The organism is Bradyrhizobium paxllaeri (genome assembly GCF_001693515.2).
GTDB lineage: Bacteria > Pseudomonadota > Alphaproteobacteria > Rhizobiales > Xanthobacteraceae > Bradyrhizobium > Bradyrhizobium paxllaeri.
The window spans coordinates 1,529,625-1,548,522 of record NZ_CP042968.1; the positions used below are offsets into that span (position 1 = coordinate 1,529,625).

General features: G+C 63.5%; 18 protein-coding genes. 8 read left to right on the forward strand and 10 right to left on the reverse strand.

The window, feature by feature from the left end; genetic code table 11:
• Positions 1-12: 12 nt before the first annotated feature.
• The gene (locus tag LMTR21_RS07225; protein ID WP_065752773.1) at positions 13-1,185 is read right to left on the reverse strand and encodes a LysM peptidoglycan-binding domain-containing protein; all 1,173 of its coding nucleotides are present in this window, start codon (positions 1,183-1,185) and stop codon (positions 13-15) included.
• Positions 1,186-1,292: 107 nt separating this feature from the next.
• Positions 1,293-2,309: a magnesium and cobalt transport protein CorA gene (locus tag LMTR21_RS07230; RefSeq protein ID WP_065752774.1), complete on the reverse strand. Its 1,017-nt coding sequence runs from the start codon at positions 2,307-2,309 to the stop codon at positions 1,293-1,295.
• Between the two features lie 208 nt (positions 2,310-2,517).
• On the opposite strand from LMTR21_RS07230, the gene LMTR21_RS07235 reads away from it, so the two are divergent.
• On the forward strand, positions 2,518-2,823 hold the full coding sequence (locus tag LMTR21_RS07235) for a hypothetical protein (protein ID WP_065752775.1): 306 nt from the start codon (positions 2,518-2,520) through the stop codon (positions 2,821-2,823).
• Between the two features lie 80 nt (positions 2,824-2,903).
• Here the strand turns inward: LMTR21_RS07235 and LMTR21_RS41575 are convergent, their stop codons facing one another.
• The 4 genes from LMTR21_RS41575 to LMTR21_RS07250 all read right to left on the reverse strand — a co-directional run bounded on the left by LMTR21_RS41575 (position 2,904) and on the right by LMTR21_RS07250 (position 4,833).
• Entirely contained in the window at positions 2,904-3,275 is a 372-nt protein-coding gene (locus LMTR21_RS41575) for a dihydrodipicolinate synthase family protein (RefSeq protein WP_065752776.1), read from the reverse strand.
• Entirely contained in the window at positions 3,239-3,883 is a 645-nt protein-coding gene (locus LMTR21_RS07240; protein WP_065752777.1) for a dihydrodipicolinate synthase family protein, read from the reverse strand. The genes LMTR21_RS41575 and LMTR21_RS07240 overlap by 37 nt, the downstream gene beginning before the upstream one ends.
• A gap of 6 nt (positions 3,884-3,889) precedes the next feature.
• Positions 3,890-4,171 carry a hypothetical protein gene (locus LMTR21_RS07245; protein WP_065752778.1) on the reverse strand — a complete coding sequence of 94 codons (282 nt, stop codon included), beginning with the start codon at positions 4,169-4,171 and terminating at the stop codon, positions 3,890-3,892.
• Positions 4,172-4,365: 194 nt separating this feature from the next.
• The gene (locus tag LMTR21_RS07250) at positions 4,366-4,833 is read right to left on the reverse strand and encodes a hypothetical protein (RefSeq protein ID WP_065752779.1); all 468 of its coding nucleotides are present in this window, start codon (positions 4,831-4,833) and stop codon (positions 4,366-4,368) included.
• Positions 4,834-5,361: 528 nt separating this feature from the next.
• On the opposite strand from LMTR21_RS07250, the gene LMTR21_RS07260 reads away from it, so the two are divergent.
• The 6 genes from LMTR21_RS07260 to LMTR21_RS07285 all read left to right on the forward strand — a co-directional run bounded on the left by LMTR21_RS07260 (position 5,362) and on the right by LMTR21_RS07285 (position 13,563).
• Positions 5,362-5,451, forward strand: coding sequence for a K(+)-transporting ATPase subunit F (locus LMTR21_RS07260; RefSeq protein WP_016846764.1), 90 nt, complete (start codon positions 5,362-5,364; stop codon positions 5,449-5,451).
• A gap of 116 nt (positions 5,452-5,567) precedes the next feature.
• Entirely contained in the window at positions 5,568-7,271 is a 1,704-nt protein-coding gene (gene kdpA, locus LMTR21_RS07265; RefSeq protein ID WP_065752780.1) for a potassium-transporting ATPase subunit KdpA, read from the forward strand.
• Between the two features lie 18 nt (positions 7,272-7,289).
• Positions 7,290-9,404: a potassium-transporting ATPase subunit KdpB gene (kdpB, locus tag LMTR21_RS07270; protein WP_065752781.1), complete on the forward strand. Its 2,115-nt coding sequence runs from the start codon at positions 7,290-7,292 to the stop codon at positions 9,402-9,404.
• 111 nt (positions 9,405-9,515) lie between these two features.
• Positions 9,516-10,118: a K(+)-transporting ATPase subunit C gene (locus LMTR21_RS07275; protein WP_065752782.1), complete on the forward strand. Its 603-nt coding sequence runs from the start codon at positions 9,516-9,518 to the stop codon at positions 10,116-10,118.
• A gap of 41 nt (positions 10,119-10,159) precedes the next feature.
• On the forward strand, positions 10,160-12,877 hold the full coding sequence (locus LMTR21_RS07280; protein ID WP_065752783.1) for a sensor histidine kinase: 2,718 nt from the start codon (positions 10,160-10,162) through the stop codon (positions 12,875-12,877).
• Positions 12,874-13,563: a response regulator gene (locus LMTR21_RS07285; RefSeq protein ID WP_065752784.1), complete on the forward strand. Its 690-nt coding sequence runs from the start codon at positions 12,874-12,876 to the stop codon at positions 13,561-13,563. The genes LMTR21_RS07280 and LMTR21_RS07285 overlap by 4 nt, the downstream gene beginning before the upstream one ends.
• Before the next feature lie 14 nt (positions 13,564-13,577).
• Here the strand turns inward: LMTR21_RS07285 and LMTR21_RS07290 are convergent, their stop codons facing one another.
• Positions 13,578-14,195, reverse strand: coding sequence for a glutathione S-transferase family protein (locus LMTR21_RS07290; RefSeq protein ID WP_065752785.1), 618 nt, complete (start codon positions 14,193-14,195; stop codon positions 13,578-13,580).
• Positions 14,196-14,408: 213 nt separating this feature from the next.
• Between LMTR21_RS07290 and LMTR21_RS07295 the strand changes: the two genes are divergently transcribed.
• Positions 14,409-15,014, forward strand: coding sequence for a pyridoxamine 5'-phosphate oxidase family protein (locus LMTR21_RS07295; protein WP_065752786.1), 606 nt, complete (start codon positions 14,409-14,411; stop codon positions 15,012-15,014).
• Positions 15,015-15,046: 32 nt separating this feature from the next.
• Here LMTR21_RS07295 and LMTR21_RS07300 read toward each other — a convergent pair whose 3' ends face one another.
• The 3 genes from LMTR21_RS07300 to LMTR21_RS07310 form a co-directional block, all read right to left on the reverse strand.
• Complete coding sequence (locus LMTR21_RS07300) at positions 15,047-15,661, reverse strand: GDYXXLXY domain-containing protein (RefSeq protein WP_065752787.1); 615 nt, start codon at positions 15,659-15,661, stop codon at positions 15,047-15,049.
• Complete coding sequence (locus LMTR21_RS07305) at positions 15,658-16,920, reverse strand: DUF2157 domain-containing protein (RefSeq protein WP_065752788.1); 1,263 nt, start codon at positions 16,918-16,920, stop codon at positions 15,658-15,660. The genes LMTR21_RS07300 and LMTR21_RS07305 overlap by 4 nt, the downstream gene beginning before the upstream one ends.
• A gap of 176 nt (positions 16,921-17,096) precedes the next feature.
• The gene (locus LMTR21_RS07310) at positions 17,097-18,704 is read right to left on the reverse strand and encodes an AMP-binding protein (RefSeq protein ID WP_065752789.1); all 1,608 of its coding nucleotides are present in this window, start codon (positions 18,702-18,704) and stop codon (positions 17,097-17,099) included.
• Between the last annotated feature and the right edge of the window lie 194 nt (positions 18,705-18,898).

The following is an 18,898-nucleotide window of genomic DNA, read 5'->3' on the forward strand; positions in this document are numbered from 1 at the left end:
GATGACGGAGCGTCACTGCGCCGGAAGAACGAAGATCTGGCCGGGATAAATCAGGTTGGGATTCCGGATCTGTTCCCGGTTCGCCTTGTAGATCACCGAATAGCGCGTGCCGGCGCCATATGAGAGCTGGCTGAGACGCCAGAGGCTGTCGCCGCGGGAGACCGTGGTGGTCGTGATCTTCGGCACGACCACGGTCGAGGCCGGCGCGCCGCCATCAGGCAAGGTGATACCGCCCGCCGCCGCAAGCTGCGGCTGTTGTGCGCTGCTGGAGTCCGCGCGCTTGGACTGCCCCGACACGGATGCGGTCACCGCGGTGTCGGGAACGTTGAACGGCACCTCGGCGCGTGCCCGCACCGAGCCGGAGTTCGACGCTTCGTCGAGCCTGACACGGTAGTTGCCCGGCGCGACCCCTTCATTGATCGTGACCGCAAAACGTCCATCTGCGCCGGCCGTCACCGACGTAACGAAGCTGTCGTTGAGATAAAGGCGCAAGCCCGCGCCGGGGCGCGCCTGCCCGCTCACATGGAACTTGCCGCCGGGCTCGATCTCGACGGCCTCCACAACCACGGCGCCTGCCGCCGGCTTTGACTCGGCCGGTTGCGACAGCACGACAGTAGGCTTGTCCGGCGTCACCAGTGCCACCATCGGCCGTTCGATCGATTTCGGCTCCAGCGCCGTCGTCACGCGCTGCTTGGATATCATCAGTTTGCCGTCCGCCTGTTTGGCGCGCAGCGTCAGGTCGTAAGTGCCTGACGGAAGCCGAGGCGGGATCATGACGAACTGCCCGGATGGATCCGCGACCGCGCGATCATGCACTTCGCCGTTGCGCAGCAACTCGACCGTTGCGCCCGGCGCCGCCCGACCGGCGATAACAGCTTCGCCAGATGGCTCGATACGGGCGACGTCGAACGTCGGCACGCCATCGCTGTTCTCCGGCGCTGGTGGCGGCCCGATCAGCGCATCCACCACGGCGTTGGCTTCCGCCTTGGCCGTTGCCAGCGGGGTTGGACTCGGCCCGCGCCCGTCCGATGCGGGCCCTGAGATTGCCGGAGCATTTGTCACGGCGGTGGTATCAGCCGGCGCCTCGCGGCGGACGTAAAAGATGGTGGCGGCAACTGCCACGCCACAGGCCGCAACAAGGGCAATGATGGAGATGATGGTTCGGGGCGCCGATATGGCAGTCATGGTAATCGTCCGTCTGCCTGATCGTTGGCTCGCCGGTATTCTATACCGTCTTGAGCAAGGTGGGTACCCGTTTGCGCCCGCAAAAACACGGCTTTCGGCAGGTCATCCTACAACCAGCCGGCGCGGCGGAAGCGCCAGAACAATCCTGCGCATACGAGCAGGATGGTGCCAATCACGCCGAAATAGCCGTATTCCCACTCCAGCTCCGGCATGTGTTTGAAGTTCATGCCGTAGATGCCGGCGATCGCGGTCGGGACCGCGATGATGGCGAGCCATGAGGCCAGCTTCTTGGACACCGCGGTTTCCTGCGCCTGGCCGACCAGCAGGCTCGCCTCGAAGGCAAATGCCAGCACCTCGCGAAGCGAATCGATCCGCTCCTGCACCGTGCGAACATGGTCAGTGACGTCGCGGAACAGCGGCCGCATCGCCGGCCGCACCATCGGCAGATTGTCGTGCTCCAGCCGGCGGCAGACCTCGACCAGCGGGCCGACCGCATTGCGCAGGCGCAACAGGTCGCGACGCAGCATGTACAGCCGCTCGATCTGCGCCCGCGTCATTGCGCTGGCGAGTACCTGCTCCTCCATCGCCTCGACTTCTTCCTGGATGGTCTCGATCACAGGCGAGTAATTGTCGACGATGAAATCGAGGATGGCATAGAGAATGTAGTCCTCGCCGCGGGCGAGCGCGCGCGGGCAGCTCTCGCAGCGCTCGCGAACCGCCTTGTAGGACGTCGAGGCGCCGTGGCGCACCGAGACGATGTATCCCTCGCCGACGAACAGATGCGTCTCGCCGAATGCGATGCTGTTGCCGTCGAGCTGCGCCGTGCGCGCCACGATGAACAGTGCGTCGCCATACTGCTCGATCTTCGGCCGCTGATGCGCATGGTCGGCATCCTCGATCGCAAGGTCGTGCAACTCGAACTGCCGCTGCACACGGCTGAGCACCGCCATGTCAGGCTCGTGCAGGCCGATCCAGACCACATGGTCGGGCTTGCTGCGCCAGCTCGAGGCTTCGTCAATGGCGATATTGGCAACGCGCCGTCCCTCGACATAGACGCCGGCCGCGACCACGCCGTCGGAGGTGACCGGCTCGGTCTTTGCAGCGCCTGACGAGGCGACGTTCATGGCTTCCACCCCGAATGATTGTTGCTAAGCCGTGCTTCGCGGCGGCATTTTCGAAACAGGCTAGCACCACGAAATCCATCGTCAATGCGACCGGATCGACGATGTTCCCGCAAAACCTTTCGATCATGCTGGTGAACCCTGCCGATCTTTATACCGTACCTATGTGAAAGGATCGCCGCGCCTCTCGAAATCATATGCGTATCTCCGCATGTTCGATCAGGCGCACACCTCGCGCCAGATCGGGAGTATGGACATGACTCTTTTCTATTCGCATCACGACCGGTGGCATGGTTCGGCTGCCGGCTTCTCCATTGGCCGCACGTTCCGTCGCGTACGGAGTGCACGGAGGACAATCCACCGCGCAATCGCCGCCGCAAAGATCCGCCGGCTGCGCAACGAATTGCGGCTGCATGCCGCGGCCCGCGTGAACTGGACGCACCAAGCCGACGCTGTGGCGCATGGCGACCGATTTCCGCGCCAGCCGCTGCACCTCGGCGAGAAATGGGATTTTTGATATGCGACAAGTTTCATCCATATCGGTCGCGCTGCTGCGCGCACTGGCTCGCTTGCTGACATGGTTCGGCAACGAGCCGATCAGGGCTTATCGCCCGGAGGCCCATTACATGCGCGGTCCCGGACCGGCGTGGCGGGCAAGGCACGGCGAGGGCTGACCGGGTCTTCGTCGGAAAGGCGGGCGATGGCGACCTCGACCAAGGACTTGGCCGTTTCGTCCAACGGCACGAGCGGCAGGCGCGTATCGGGCCGGATCAGGCCGAGCAGCGCCAGCGCGCATTTCAGGCTGGCCGGATGATCAGCGGCCAGCAATTCGGCCACTGGTTGCAGTCGGTCGGCCAAGTGCAGCGCGGATTGAAGCTGACCCTGCCTGAGATCTGCGTGGAGCGCCCGGCACGATACCGGGACGATGTTGGCTACCGCCGAAACGCAGCCATGGCCGCCGGCCGCCATGTAGGCTGACGCAGTGGCGTCATCGCGGTGAACAGACGGAAATACCGCGGCAGCCGCGGCCGCAGGCGGGCAGAACGCGCGATACTGCCGGTGCGGTCCAGCAATCCGATGAACTGCGCTGACTCGGCCAGCCTCGACAACGTTGCGTCGGTCAGTTCGCGGACGGTCCGCGCGGGGATGTCGTGCAGGATCACCGGCAGCGCGGTGGAGGCGGCGATGGCGCGGAAATGCGCGACCATGCCCTCCTGCGTCGGCTTGTTGTAGTAGGGTACGACCGACAGCACGGCGTCGGCACCGGCGTGCTCGGCGCGCGTCGTCAATTCGATCGCGCGATCGGTTGAGTTGGATCCGGCGCCCGCAATGATGCGGGCGCGGCCCTGCGCGGTCTCGACGGCGCAGCAAATGAGGCGAAGCCTCTCCTTCGTCGTCAAGGTCGACATCTCGCCGGCGGTTTCGCCGACGACGATCGCGGAAGCGCCGGCATCGATCTGGCGTTCGCACAGCGTGGCGAATGCGTTGAGATCGAGTTCGTCACTCCCGTCGAACGGGGTGGGGAGATCGGCGATGTAGCCGATGAGCCAGTCGGTGGGAGCAGCTAGTGACATCATGGGGAATCAGGAGGTCTTGCCGAGCTCTGTACGGTCGCCGCCGGCTGTCCGGCGAACCACTCCACCGCTGTCATGCATCTCAAGTTCGATTTCTCGCGACAGTTCGACGATGGTTTCCGGGTGATGGCCGTTCTCGAACAGTGCGTATTTCAGGGCCTGCGCGCGGTTGACGAACAGGCCGCCATAGAGGCCGTTCTGCTCCTGGGCGACCCATTGGCCGTGCCGATTGCGGCCAATGACGACAATGGTTGACGCGGCGCTGCACGATGGAGGTTCGACGAGTTTCACGTTGGTATTCCTTTACGAGACGGGTAGTGCCTTTGAATATCTTTGCGGCTCGATATGAATTCGAGCGGAGTGCGCGAGCGATCTCATAAGGATCGCGTAGGATCGCGATAGCTTTCGATGAGCGGTCAGCCGAGGGCCTGGGTGAGCACGCATGGGTGCGCGAGGTTCGGCCAATGTTGCATGGCGGCCTTGCCTCAGGCGAAATTGTCGCTGCAGAGCGGTTCGTACTGCGGGTTCGTTTCCTGGGGCACGCTTGGCACGCTGGTTCGCCATGCCGGTGCGCTGACGCGCTGGGCCTCGACGAATGCGCTCAGGATCGCCAGCGCCAGGTCGGCGTGACGGCCCTCGATCGACTGGTCGAGCCATTCGGGTAATTCGCGCTGCCGTGACAGTGCGCAGTACCATTCGCCTTCATCATAGGCGAGGCGGCGGATCTGCCATTGCGGCAGCTCCAGGTCGATCAGCGCCAGCGCCGCGTCGGTCCAGGCTTGCGACTGGATCAGCCGCTCGATGCGGGCGGTTCTGGCGTTCCCGTTCGCAGAGGGAAAGCGCCGGCAGGTTTCGCTGATGATGTCAGACAAGAACTCGGCCGTGACACAAAAGGCATCGCGAAGCCGGTCGCTGAGCGCAGCGGGGAGGGTTTGCTCGAGGAGAATCGACATGGCCGTATCTCTCTTTTGGCGCGGCTGTTGCGATAGCCGCACCGACGAAATTGGCCAGATCGCCATTTGAAAGCGAGAGCAGGCGAGGGGCGAAGAAATAGGGATTTCATAAAGGTAATTGCTTGTCGTCCCTGCGAACGCAGGGACCCATACCGCGTTGCTCTTTCGATTAAGCAGAGTGGCCGACGGCATTCGCTCAATTACGGCCGGTCGCTATGGGTCCCTGCGTTCGCAGGGACGACTGGGTCGTCTTTATGAGATTCCTATAACGTCGCTATTCCTCCCGTCTCGAAAACCTATGCGTCCGGTGGCACCTCACAGCCATCCAATACGCTGGCCATTCGCGCGGCCGGCTCACGTCGCATAGGAACATCCCATGATGGACATTTTCATGCTGGCGCTCGGCCTCGGCTTCTTTGTGGCAGGCATCGGTTACGCCTACGCCTGTGAACGGCTTTAGATGTTGACGCGTTTTCTTCACGCGAACCGGAATCCACTTCGCTTGAAAACGCTATGGAGGAGCGTGCCATGATCTTCGATTACTCGCTTGCCGGCCTCGTCTCGCTCGGCCTGTTGTTCTACCTGACCTACGCACTGTTGCGGCCGGAACGCTTCTGAGCGCGCCATGATTACGCTGGTGGAAGTCATACTGGCGTTTGTCGTCACATCGGCGCTCCTGCTCGCGCTCGTGCATCTGCTGCTGCCCGCAAGAAGATCCTGAAGGGTTTCGGACAATGACTGTCATCGGCTGGTTTCAAATTATCCTGTACTGCGCCATCGTGGTCGCGCTCGTCAAACCGCTCGGCTGGTACATGACGCGCGTGTTCAACGGCGAGGCCACCTTCCTGTCACCGGTGCTGCGTCCCGTGGAGCGCGGCCTTTACTGGATCTCGGGCGTCGATGAACGGCGCGAACAGCACTGGCTGACCTACACGGTCGCCATGCTGCTGTTTCATGTCGGCGGCTTCCTGATCATCTATGGTCTGATGCGGTTGCAGGCCCTGTTGCCGTTTAATCCGGCGGGGCAATCCGCGGTCGCGCAGGACCTCTCGTTCAACACCGCGATCTCCTTCATCACCAACACCAACTGGCAGAACTACGGCGGCGAGAGCACGCTGTCGTACCTGGTGCAGATGCTGGGCCTGACACATCAGAACTTCTTGTCGGCGGCAACCGGCATCGCGCTGGCAGTGGCGCTGATCCGCGGCTTTTCCCGCTCCTCGATGCGCACCATCGGCAATTTCTGGGTCGATGTGACGCGCTGCACCCTTTATGTGTTGCTGCCGATCTGCATCGTCTACACGCTGTTCCTGGTGTGGCAGGGCATGCCGCAGACGCTTCAGCCTTATGTCGAGGCGACGACACTGGAAGGCGCCAAGCAGACCATCGCGGTCGGTCCCGTCGCTTCGCAGGTCGCGATCAAGACGCTCGGCACCAATGGTGGCGGCTTCTTCAATGCCAATGCCGCGCATCCCTTCGAGAATCCGACCGCGCTGTCGAACTTCGTGCAGATGATCTCGATCTTCGCGCTCGGCGCCGCGCTCACCAACGTATTCGGCCGCATGGTCGGCAACGAACGGCAGGGCTGGGCGATCCTGGCCGTCATGGGCGTCCTGTTCCTTGCTGGCGTCGCCGTCACCTATTGGGCCGAGGCCAACGGCACCTCGACCCTTGCCTCGCTCGGCCTGACCGGCGGCAACATGGAGGGCAAGGAAGTCCGCTTCGGCATCGTCGCCTCCTCGCTGTTTGCGGTCATCACCACGGCGGCCTCGTGCGGTGCGGTTAACGCCATGCATGACAGCTTCACTGCGCTCGGCGGCATGATCCCGCTGATCAACATGCAACTCGGCGAAATCATCGTCGGCGGCGTCGGCGCCGGACTCTACGGCATGCTGCTGTTCGTCGTGCTGGCGATCTTCGTCGCAGGCCTGATGGTCGGCCGCACGCCGGAATATGTCGGCAAGAAGATCGAGGCGCGCGAGGTCAAGATGGCGATGCTCGCCATTCTGGTCCTGCCGCTGATGTATCTCGGCTGGACCGCGGTCGCCGTGGTGCTGCCCTCGGCAGTGGCGTCGATGGCCAATGCCGGGCCGCACGGCTTCACCGAGGTACTCTATGCCTTCACCTCGGCGACCGGCAATAACGGCTCGGCCTTCGGCGGCCTGACCGGCAACACCTTCTTCTACAATCTCACGCTCGCCAGCTCGATGTTCGTCGGCCGCTTCTTCATGATCGTTCCGGCGATGGCATTGGCGGGATCGCTCGCTTCCAAGAAATCGATTCCGCCCTCGGCCGGCACGCTGCCGACCACCGGCGGCCTGTTCGTTGGCCTCGTCGTTGGCGTAATCCTGATCATCGGCGGCTTGACCTTCTTCCCGGCGCTCGCGCTCGGCCCGATCGTCGAGCACCTGGCCATGAACGCCAACACGTTGTTCTGATCTTTCGGAGTAACATCCATGGAAACCATGAAACTGCAGAAAAAGGCGACAGCTTCGGCGATGCTCGATCCGAAAATCGTCGTGCCCGCGATCCGCGCGGCATTTGCAAAACTTGATCCACGGCTGATGATCAAGAATCCCGTGATGTTCGTGGTCGAGATCGTCGCCGCGCTCACGACCGTCATCTTCCTGCGCAATCTGGTGACGGGCGGAGAGGGGCTCGCCTTCACCTTTCAAATCATCCTGTGGCTGTGGTTCACCGTACTGTTCGCCAATTTCGCCGAAGCCGTTGCCGAAGGCCGCGGCAAGGCCCAGGCGGAATCGCTGAAGAAGACCCGCACCGAAAGCAAGGCCAAGCTGCTGGAAGGCTCCGACCGATCCTATCGTCTGGTCTCCGGCACCAGCCTGAAGGTGGGCGATATCGTCCTGGTCGAGGCGGGTGACAACATCCCGTCCGACGGCGAAGTGATCGAGGGCGTGGCGTCGGTGAACGAAGCCGCAATAACAGGTGAATCGGCGCCGGTGATCCGCGAATCCGGTGGCGACCGCTCGGCGGTGACCGGCGGCACGCAGGTGTTGTCCGACTGGATCCGCGTCCGCATCACGGCAGCGCAAGGCTCGACCTTCATCGACCGCATGATCAAGCTGGTGGAGGGCGCCGAGCGGCAGAAAACGCCGAACGAGATCGCGCTCAACATCCTGCTCGCGGGCCTCACCATCATCTTCGTGTTCGCGACCGTGACGATCCCGAGCTATGCGGCCTATGCGGGCGGCTCGATTTCGGTCGTGGTGTTGGTTGCACTGTTCGTCACGCTGATCCCGACTACGATCGGCGCGCTATTGTCGGCGATCGGTATCGCCGGCATGGATCGCCTGGTGCGCTTCAATGTGCTCGCAATGTCCGGCCGAGCCGTTGAAGCCGCCGGCGATGTCGACACGCTGCTGCTCGACAAGACCGGCACCATCACGCTCGGCAACCGGCAGGCCACCGCATTTCGTCCCGTCCGCGGCGTCACCGAGCAGGAATTGGCGGATGCAGCCCAACTCGCCTCGCTGGCCGACGAAACGCCCGAAGGACGTTCAATCGTCGTGCTGGCGAAAGAGAAATACGGTATCCGCGGGCGCGACATGAACGAGCTCGCCGCGACCTTCATTCCTTTCGCCGCGCAGACGCGCATGAGCGGCATCGATGCCGGCTCGTCTACCGTCCGCAAGGGCGCGGTGGATGCGATCCTCAACTACGTCGATGGCGGCGGCATTCGGGCGGTTGCCTCCGGCAATGCGGTTCGTGCGCTGCAAACGGGCGCCATGTCCGAAACTGGACGCGAAATCCAGGCCATTGCCGACGAAATTTCCAAAGCCGGCGGTACGCCGCTCGCGGTTGCCAAGGATGGCAAGCTGCTCGGCGTCATCCATCTCAAGGACATCGTCAAGGGCGGAATCCGCGAGCGCTTTGCGGAACTGCGCCGCATGGGCATCCGCACCGTGATGATCACGGGCGATAATCCGATGACGGCCGCTGCGATCGCCGCCGAAGCCGGCGTCGACGATTTCCTGGCGCAGGCAACCCCTGAGGACAAGCTGAAGCTGATCCGCGACGAGCAGGCCAAGGGCAAGCTGGTGGCGATGTGCGGCGACGGCACCAACGACGCGCCGGCCCTTGCCCAAGCTGACGTCGGCGTCGCCATGAACACCGGCACGCAGGCCGCGCGCGAAGCCGGCAACATGGTCGACCTCGACTCCAACCCGACCAAGCTGATCGAGGTGGTCGAGATCGGCAAACAGCTCCTGATGACGCGCGGCGCGTTGACCACGTTCTCGATCGCCAACGACGTCGCCAAGTATTTTGCGATCATCCCGGCGATGTTCCTGGCGTTCTACCCGCAGCTCGAAGTGCTCAACGTCATGCACCTCGCCAGCCCGCAAAGCGCGATCCTCTCGGCGATCATCTTCAACGCGCTGATCATCATCGCGCTGATCCCGCTGGCGCTGAAAGGCGTCGCCTATCGTGCGGTCGGCGCCGGCGCGCTGCTGCGCCGTAACCTGCTGATCTACGGCCTCGGCGGCATCATCGTTCCCTTCATCGGCATCAAGGCCATCGACCTCGCGGTTGCGGCCTTGGGGCTGGCCTAAACCCCAACCGTCATTGCGAGTGCAGCGAAGCAATCCATATCGCCGCAAACACAGAATGGATTGCTTCGTCGCTTCGCTCCTCGCAATGACGGAGAAATCGGAGACACACCAATGCTCAGAGAAATTCGCCCCGCCATCCTCATCCTGCTGCTGCTCACCGCGATCACGGGCCTTGCCTATCCGCTCGCGATGACCGCCGTCGCCGGTGCGATCTTCCCGAAGCAGGCGCAAGGCAGCCTGATCGAGAAGGACGGCAAGGTGATTGGCTCGGCCCTGATCGGTCAGGAATTCAAGGACGACAAGTATTTCCATGGCCGCCCCTCCGCGACCTCGGCGCCGGACCCGGCCGATCCGAGCAAGACCGTGCCCGCGCCCTATAACGCCGCCAACTCCGGCGGCTCCAACCTTGGGCCGACCAGCAAGGCGCTGGCCGACCGGATCAAGGAGGACGTCGACAAGCTCAGGACCGAAAACCCGTCCTCGCCTGTGCCGGTCGATCTCGTCACGACGTCCGGCAGCGGGCTCGATCCGGATATTTCGCCCGAGGGCGCGCTATTCCAGGTCCCGCGCGTCGCCAAAGCCCGCAACCTGCCGGAAGCACGCGTCCGTGAACTGGTCGCGGAGCACACCCAGAGCCGCATGGCAGGATTGCTCGGCGAACCGCGTGTTAACGTATTGGCGTTGAATTTGGCATTGGACGAGGCTTCCAAATGAGACCAGCTAGGCTCACCGGCGGGTGAGGATTATATTGCCGCATGGTCCAAACCCGCCGCGACCCCGAACAACGTCCTTCGCCGGAGGCCTTGCTGGAGGCGGCCCGGCGCGAGGACAGCCGCGCGGGTCGGCTGAAGATTTTCGTCGGCGCTGCGCCCGGCGTCGGCAAGACCTATGAGATGCTGCAGAGCGCCCACGCCAAGAAGAACGCGGGCGCCGATGTCGTGGTCGGCATCGTCGAGACCCATGGCCGGGCCGAGACCGAAGCGCTGCTCCATGGTCTTGAGGTCGTCCCGCGCAAGCGCATCAGCTACCGGGACCAGGTCCTCGAGGAGATGGACCTCGACGCGCTGATCGCGCGGCGGCCGCAGATCGCGCTCGTGGACGAACTCGCCCATACCAACGCGCCCGGCAGCCGGCATCCAAAACGCTATCTGGACGTCCAGGAGCTGCTCGAGCGCGGCATCGACGTCTATACCGCCGTCAACATTCAGCACATCGAGAGCCTCAACGACGTGGTCGCACAGATCACGCATGTGCGGGTACGCGAGACCGTGCCGGATTCGATTTTCGACCGCGCCGACGCCATCGAGCTGATCGATCTCACGCCCGATGACCTGATCCAGCGGCTGAAGGAAGGCAAGGTCTACGTCCCCAAACAGGCCCAGCGGGCGCTGGAGCATTATTTTTCGCCGGGCAACCTGACCGCATTGCGCGAACTGGCACTGCGCCGCACCGCCGAGCGCGTCGACGAGCAATTGCTCACCCATATGCAGGCCAACGCCATCGCGGGTCCCTGGGCGGCCGGCGAGCGTATCCTGGTCTGCGTCAGCGAAGATCCGCGCGCCGCTGGCCTTGTCCGTTATACCAAGCGTCTGGCGGACCGGCTGCACGCGCCGTGGACGGCGATCAGCATCGAGACGCGGCGCAGCCTGCAGCTGAGCGACGAACAGCGCGACCGGCTGGTCGATACCATGCGGCTCGCCGAAGCGCTCGGCGGCGAGGCGTTGACCATTCCCGGCGTCGGCCGCCGCATCGCCGACGACGTCATCCACTTCGCACATGCCAATAACGTGACGCAGATCATCATCGGCAAATCGACCCGGTCATGGTGGTTCGAACTGACACGCGGTTCCGTCGTGCACGATCTGGTGCGCCGCTCCGGCAATATCAGCGTCCACGTCATTGCCGGCGACGAGGAGGGCGTTGCGAAAGCGGCGGTGCAGACCGCGGCGCGGCAGGAGTCGTTCGAGGCGCGGCCCTATCTGATGGCGCTGTTGTTCGTCGCGATCGGCCTTGCCGCCGCCGCGCTGATCCGTCCGCTGTTCGGCGGCATCGAGAACGTCGATCTGATATTCCTCACCGCCGTTGTCGGCGTCGCCGCCCGCTACGGGCTGTGGCCCTCGCTGCTGGCAAGCGTCGTGGCGTCGCTATCCTACAATTTCTTCTTCCTGCCGCCGGTCTACACCTTCAGCATTACCGATCCGACCAACATCGTGGCGTTCTTCTTCTTCATGGTGATCGCGCTCTTGGTTTCCAATGTCGCGGCGCGCGTACGATCACAGGCCGACACGGCGATCGGCCGGGTCCGCACCACCGAATCGCTCTATGCCTTCAGCCGCAAGCTGGCCGGCACCGCGACCCTGGATGACGTGCTGTGGGCGACCGCCTACCAGACCGCGCTGATGCTGAAAGTGCGGGTGGTGTTGCTGTTGCCCGAGGAGGGCGTACTCACCGTAAAGTCCGGCTATCCGCCGGAGGATCAGCTCGATCAGGCCGATCTCGCCGCCGCCAACTGGGCCTGGGGCAACGATCGTCCGGCCGGGCGCGGCTCGGATACGCTGCCGGGCGCGAAGCGGCTGTTCCTGCCGATGCGAACCGGGCGCGGCGCAATCGGCGTCATCGGCATCGACGACGACCGCACCGGCCCGTTGCTGACGCCGGACCAGCGCCGGCTGCTGGATGCGCTGGTCGATCAGGGCGCGCTCGCGATCGAGCGCGTGCTGCTGGTGGAGGACATGGATCGGGTCAAGCGCACGGTGGAATCCGACCGGCTGCGCGGCGCGCTGTTGACTTCGATCTCGCATGATCTGAAGACGCCGCTGGCATCCGTGCTCGGCGCCGCCTCCACCCTGCGCGATCTCGGCTCCGGCCTCGACGACGCGCAGAAGAACGAACTGCTTGCTACCATGATCGACGAATCCGAGCGGCTCAACCGCTTCATCGCCAACCTGCTCGACATGACCAAGCTGGAATCCGGCGCCATCGTGCCGAATTCCGCGCGGCATGACGTCAGTGAGATCGTCGGCAGCGCGCTGCGGCGGGCCGGGAAGATTCTCGTGCATCACAAGGTGTCGCTGGAGCTTAGCCCCAATCTGCCAATGCTGGAGCTCGACGCCGTGCTATTCGAACAGGTGCTGTTCAACCTGCTCGATAACGCCGCCAAATATGCGCCGTCCGGCACCACGATCTCGGTCAGGGGAATGCGCGATCAAGGCGTCGTCTTGCTGCAGATCCTCGATGAGGGCAACGGCATCCCGCCTGCGGAACTCGAAAGCGTGTTCGACAAATTCTATCGCGCCGAGAAGGGCGATCACGTCCGTCCCGGCACCGGCCTTGGGCTTGCGATCTCCCGCGGCTTTGTCGAGGCGATGCACGGCACGATCTCGGCTGCCAACCGCAGCGACCGTAGCGGGGCGGTGATATCAATTCGGCTGCCGGTACCTGCTATGGACAGCGCACTGGATACCGCCGCATGAATGCTCCCGCGATCAAGGTTCTGGTCATCGATGACGAGCCGCCGATCCGCAAGCTGCTGCGGATGGGACTGAGCACGCAAGGCTACGACATCCTGGAAGCCTCCAACGGCAAGCTGGCGCTGGAAAAGCTCGCCGAGAACCCGGCGCTGATCATTCTCGATCTGGGCCTGCCCGATATCCAGGGCCACGACTTGCTGCGCATGATCCGCGGCCGCAATGAAAGCGTGCCGATCGTGGTGCTGTCGAGCAGAGGCGATGAGGCCGGCAAGGTGCAGGCGCTCGATCTCGGCGCCGACGATTACCTGACCAAGCCGTTTGGGATGGATGAGCTGCTGGCGCGGATGCGCGCGGCGCTGCGGCACCAGTTGCAGGTACAGGGCGAGCGGCCGGTGTTTCGCGCAGGTGACCTCTCGGTCGATCTGGTCCGCCGCATCGTCAAGGTCGGCGAGCGCGAGGTGAAGCTTTCGCCCAAGGAATATGAATTGCTGCGCGTCCTGGTGCAGCACGCCGGCAAGGTGCTGACCCATCGCTTCCTGTTGAAGGAGCTTTGGGACGAACTGACGGATGCACAATATCTGCGCGTCTATGTCCGCCAGCTCCGGCAGAAGATCGAAGCCGACCCCGAGCGTCCGCAATTCGTGCTGACGGAGACGGGGATCGGTTACCGGTTGCGCGCGCCGGATTGATCAGATCGTGGCGGCTATTTGCGGCGAGCCTGCTCGCGCACGCGCACAAAGGCAGGTCTTGCCAGGCACGCGTTCAGCCATCGTATCAGGTTCGGGTAGGCAGAAAAATCCAGTCGCGCCATCTTGCCCCATACGAGGATGCTTGCGACGTTAAGGTCGGCGACCGTAAAGCTGTTCCCCGCCAAATAATCGCATCCGGCCAAGGTGTCGTTCAGCACGCCCAGAGGTTTCTTCAGCAGCAATTCGTTCCGCTCCACCGCGGATGCATCACGCGCAAACTCTGCCAGCAGCGCGCGGTGCTCCAGAAGATTGAGCAGCAGATGTTCAACCTCCAGCATCGCCCAGAAGCTCCATTGCGCGGCGAGCCCGAGCACTTCCGGGCTGGTGCAGTGCATCGGCCCGTCATATTTTTGCGCGAGGTAGAGATTGATCGCCATCGACTCCCAGAGCACCAGATCGCCGTCAACCAGCGTCGGAATCCGGGCATTTGGGTTCAATCGTAGATATTCTGCGGTTTGCAGATCGTCCGCACGGGTCGTTTTTTCTACCAGCTGATACGGCCTGCCGACTTCCTCAAGCATCCACAGGCATCGCATCGCGCGCGATCTCGAGTTTCCGTAAAGCTGCAGCATCGATGGAACTCCCGGGCCAATGGCCGTGGTGGGGCTAATAAATCTACCGGTTTTCAACTGACTGCGATAGCTCGCCAAACGATCCGTATCGCATCTGTCACGCGGGTCAGCTTGCCGCACGCTGTCCCACGATAAAATGGTATGCTCACCGTTGGGATGTGACCACTGGGTAGACCGCACGCGCCCGGATGAATCGGAGGAGGACGCAACGCCATGGCCGAGAGTGTCATGTATCACGAAGGTAACCGGCAATTGCAGGATCAGTTCGACAGCCGCCGGATTTCGGACCGGCTGGAAGAGAAGCTGATGCGCAAGGAATTCACCGCTGACGACAAGCAGTATATAGAAAGCCTGCCGTATTTCTTTCTCGCAACCGCCGACGCCGAGGGCCGGCCCGACTGCTCGTTCAAGGGCGGGGCGCCGGGCTTTGTGCGCATCACCGGGCCTTCCGAACTCGCTTTCCCCGACTATGACGGCAACGGCATGTTCAAGAGTCTGGGCAACATCGTCGTCAATGCCGATGTCGGCCTGCTGTTTATCGCGATGCACGACAAGCCGAAACGTTTGCGGGTCAACGGCAGCGCCAGCGTGAGCGATAACGATCCGCTGCTGGCGGAGACCGTCGGCGCGCAACTCATCGTGCGCGTGACCGCGCGGGCGATCTTTCCGAATTGTCCGCGCTATATTCCGACAATGGGGTCGATGGAGACATCGATCTATATGCCGCAGGCCGGACAGGACGCGCCGGAGCCGGCGTGGAAGGGTTTTGCGGATTTCAAGGACTGCATCCATCCGCGGCAACCGACATTCAAGGGCTAGTGGCGACCGCGCGTGAGGTCGCGGAAGCGGAGCTAGAACCACGGCTCCTCATATACCGGCTTGCCGTCGATCAGGAGGCGCTTGATGGCGGCGCGCCCGGAGGGCAGGACTGCCGCGACGACCAGCAGCTTGCGCTGGTTGCGGACATCTTCGAGCTTCCGGCCTTCACCCTCGGGAACGAAATAGCTTTCGAGGTTGTAGCGAATTGTGAGTTTTTCGCAGAAGACGTCTGACTTCGAGCCGCAGCTGGCGCCATAGGCGATGCGGCCGCGGATCAACACCTCGGGGCTCGCAACCGGCACAGGGTTGGCATGGACCGAGACGGGCTCATGGACGCCGTCGCGATTGGGCGTGAGTTTAACGTACACCAGCGGATGGCGCTCGCCGGAGGGCTGGTTCTGAAGCGTGCCTGCCGGCAGTTGCGTAATGTCGTAGCCCAGGATGACGTAGTCGCCGCGCAGGAAATCCCTGGGATCGACGGGACGGGTCTGCAAGGTCACTTCCGTGCCGTCACGCAGAACCTGTATCCGATCGACGATCATCGCGGCCAGCAGCGCGATCTGAAGCAGAGCGGCAACGCCGAACAACACGAATTTTGGAATGCGCGACCAGAGTGCAGCGAGAGATGCGACAGAGCCTGTGATCATTCGCGGGCCCTCGGCACGAAACGATTGAGGATCAAGGCGAGAGCAACAGCGACGATGCCGGCCGCGGCGAGGAATATCGAGCGGTTCAAGAGCGAACCCTTCACCGCCCATGTGATGGCCGCGATAACGCCTGCGATGCCGAGCCAGCCGGCGACGATCCGCGGACGGGCGGCGTCCAGCATGCCGGAAACAACCAGGCAGAGCATGGCGCAGAGCAGAGCGGCATAGGCCAGCCACGGTTCGCTCGATTGCTGAGGCGTCCACGCGGCCGCGGCAGCGAGGACGAGCCCGATCGCGCCTGCGGCGAAAGCCGTACCGATCCGACGTGCCGTTGCGGCGACGGCAACGGCAAAGATCATACCGGCGACGCCACATGAGATGATCCAGAGCGGCTGGTTTGCCAACCCGGTGTGGCTGCGGAAGACCTCGTTGGCCATGACCGCTTCCAGGATCGCGGCGCCTGCCAGTGCCAAAGCGCCGTAGTTCGACAGGACGGATCCGGCACGGGCCGCGCGCTCCCAGGCCAAAGCGGCAAGCGCCAGCCCGCCGCCGAACAGCAATGCCGCACCATTGGCAAGCATGAATGATGGCCGAAAATGAAGATGCGGATGAAGCGAAGAAGCAATCCACCATGGAAATGCCGCGACCGCTACGAGATGCGCCGCCACGCGCGAATTCCAGGCCAGGGCGAGGCCGCCCGCGAAAAGCCAGAACGCCGCAAATGCAAAATGCGGGACTTCGATTTCGAAGGTGCGCATCCAGCTCCAGATGGTTGCGGCCGTAAGCGCCACCGCGAGCGTGCCGCGCGAGCCGGTCAGCGCGGCCGCCGCCAACGCGCCGATCGCCCACAGCAGCATGCCGCCGGCAAAGTCGCCGCCCAGATGATACATCTGGCCGACCAGTGCGATCGCGGCGCCAAAGATGATCGCGCCGACACTGGCGCAGAGATCGGCGAGCACCGGCTGGCCGGCGCGGGCGAACCAGGCGCCGAGGCCATGGGCGATGAGGACGCCGGCAAGCAGCATGGCCAAACGCAACAGCCGCGCCAGTTCAATCCAATGCGCCGCGACGAAAGCCAGGAACGCAGCCGCGATCAGCAGGCCGCCGACGATGGCAACTACTACCGCGATGTTGATGCCGGGAGCGAGCGGGGGAAGGGCGGCGCGGATGGCTGTCAGAGAAGCAGGCGTGATCACGCCATCGGCTTCCCATCGCGTAAGGTCCGCTTCGAGGCGCTGCCGATAGGCTCGGTCGAACATCACAATGACCTATCGGCTCGTACGCCGCGCGACGACGTAAGGGCGGGGCAGGCGGCAGGTGATGCTTGGGCGTGATGCCTCAAGTATCAAGATCGCGTTTAGACCCGGCATTGATGGTCCCCAGTGCCAGGCCAAACTATCATCGTTGCGGTTGTATTGGAATGGCACCTGGATTTTCAGATCGCCGTCATCTCGCCCTTGGTGCAGGCTTCCCGCAGCTTGAACTTCTGGATCTTGCCCGATCCAGTCAGTGGGAAGGCATCGACGACGTACCAGTGTCTTGGCGTCTTGTGCGGGGCGAGCGCGGCGCGCATGTAGTCGATCATCTCGTCCTTGTCGATGATGGCTCCCGGCGCCGGGCGGATGAAGGCTGCGACCTCTTCGCCCCATTTCTCGTGCGGTAGGCCGATCACGGCGACTTCGCCGACCTTCGGATGCTTGAACAGCAGCTCTTCCAGCTCGCGCGGATAGATGTTTTCGCCGCCGCGAATGATCATGTCCTTGAGGCGGCCTTCCACCGTGCAATAGCCGCGCGCATCCATGGCGCAGAGATCGCCGGTATGCAGCCAACCGTCGGCGTCGATCGCGGCGGCAGTCGCGTCGGGCATTTCGAAGTAACCGATCATCACGTGATAGCCGCGGGTGCAGAACTCGCCGATCGTGCCGATCGGAACGGTCTCGCCGGTGTTGGGGTCGATGATCTTGGTTTCCATGTTGGGTAGCGGCAGGCCGATCGTGTTGGCCTTGTCCTCGACGCTGTCGGTGGTGCGCGTTTGCGCCGCGACCGGGGAGCATTCGGTCTGGCCGAACACGATCGTAAAGGGCGCGCCGAGTTTCTCTTCCAATAGCCGCACCAGCGAGGCCGGCACCGTGGAGCCGCCGGAGCAGATCGCCTTGACGGCCGAAAGATCGGTCGCCGCGAATGTCGGGTGCTCCAGCATCGCCACCAGCATGGTGGGAACGCCGAGCATCGCATTGCCGCGATAGGTCCCGAGCATTTCCAGTACGAGGCCGGGCTCGAAGGCTTCCACCAGCACCTGGGTCGCCGCTTTCGATACCGCGCCGATCACGCAGCAGACGCAGCCGCCGGTATGAAACAGCGGCATCGTGGTGACGAAGACGTCGCCGGCATCGACACCCATCCGGTCGGCGGTGTCGGCGCCGTTATTGAGCAGTCCGCGATGGCGGAGCAGGGCGCCTTTCGGAAAGCCCGTGGTGCCCGACGTGTACTGGATCATGACGGGATCGTCGGGAGTAACGTCCGGCAGCGTGACGCGCTCATCGTCGCCAGCCGCGATGAAGGCGTTCCAGTCGTCGAAGCAGATGATCTCGCGCAGCTCGGGGCAGTTCGCAGCCACCGCCTGCACCGTCTCCAGCATCGGATTGCCGCGAAAGCCGTTGACGACGAAGACGCCGGCCGAGCGCGACTGCTTCAGCACATACTCCACTTCACGCGCGCGAAAGGCCGGGTTGACCGTGACGAGCACCATGCCCGCGAGCCCGGCGCCGAATTCGAGCATCATCCATTCCGGAATATTCTGCGCCCAGACCGCGATGCGCTCGCCTTGCTTGAAGCGGGACAGCAGCGCGCGGGCGGTCCGCTGCGCCTCCCGATAGAATTCGGCGTAGGTCCATTGCCGCCGCAGCGCCGGATCGGGCACGCCCGCAATCAGGGCCAGACGATCGGGCGCCGCTTCGGCCGCCTTGCGCAGGAGATCGCCGAACGTCATTTCGCGTACCGCAGGCGTGGCTGGTCCAGCGACGTGCGACGTTGTCAGTGCCATCAAATCCTCCCCGGTCCGGCGCCGTTGTTATCGGTGGCGTCAGTTCCCAGGGAGAAAATGCCTTTTGGTGCCGGGTAATGCAAGCGGGACCGAGGCCACCCCGTCATTGCGAGCGAAGCGAAGCAATCCATCGCTACACACGCGCGGAGGGATGGATTGCTTCGTCGCTTCAGCGCAAAATTGCTTTGCAATTT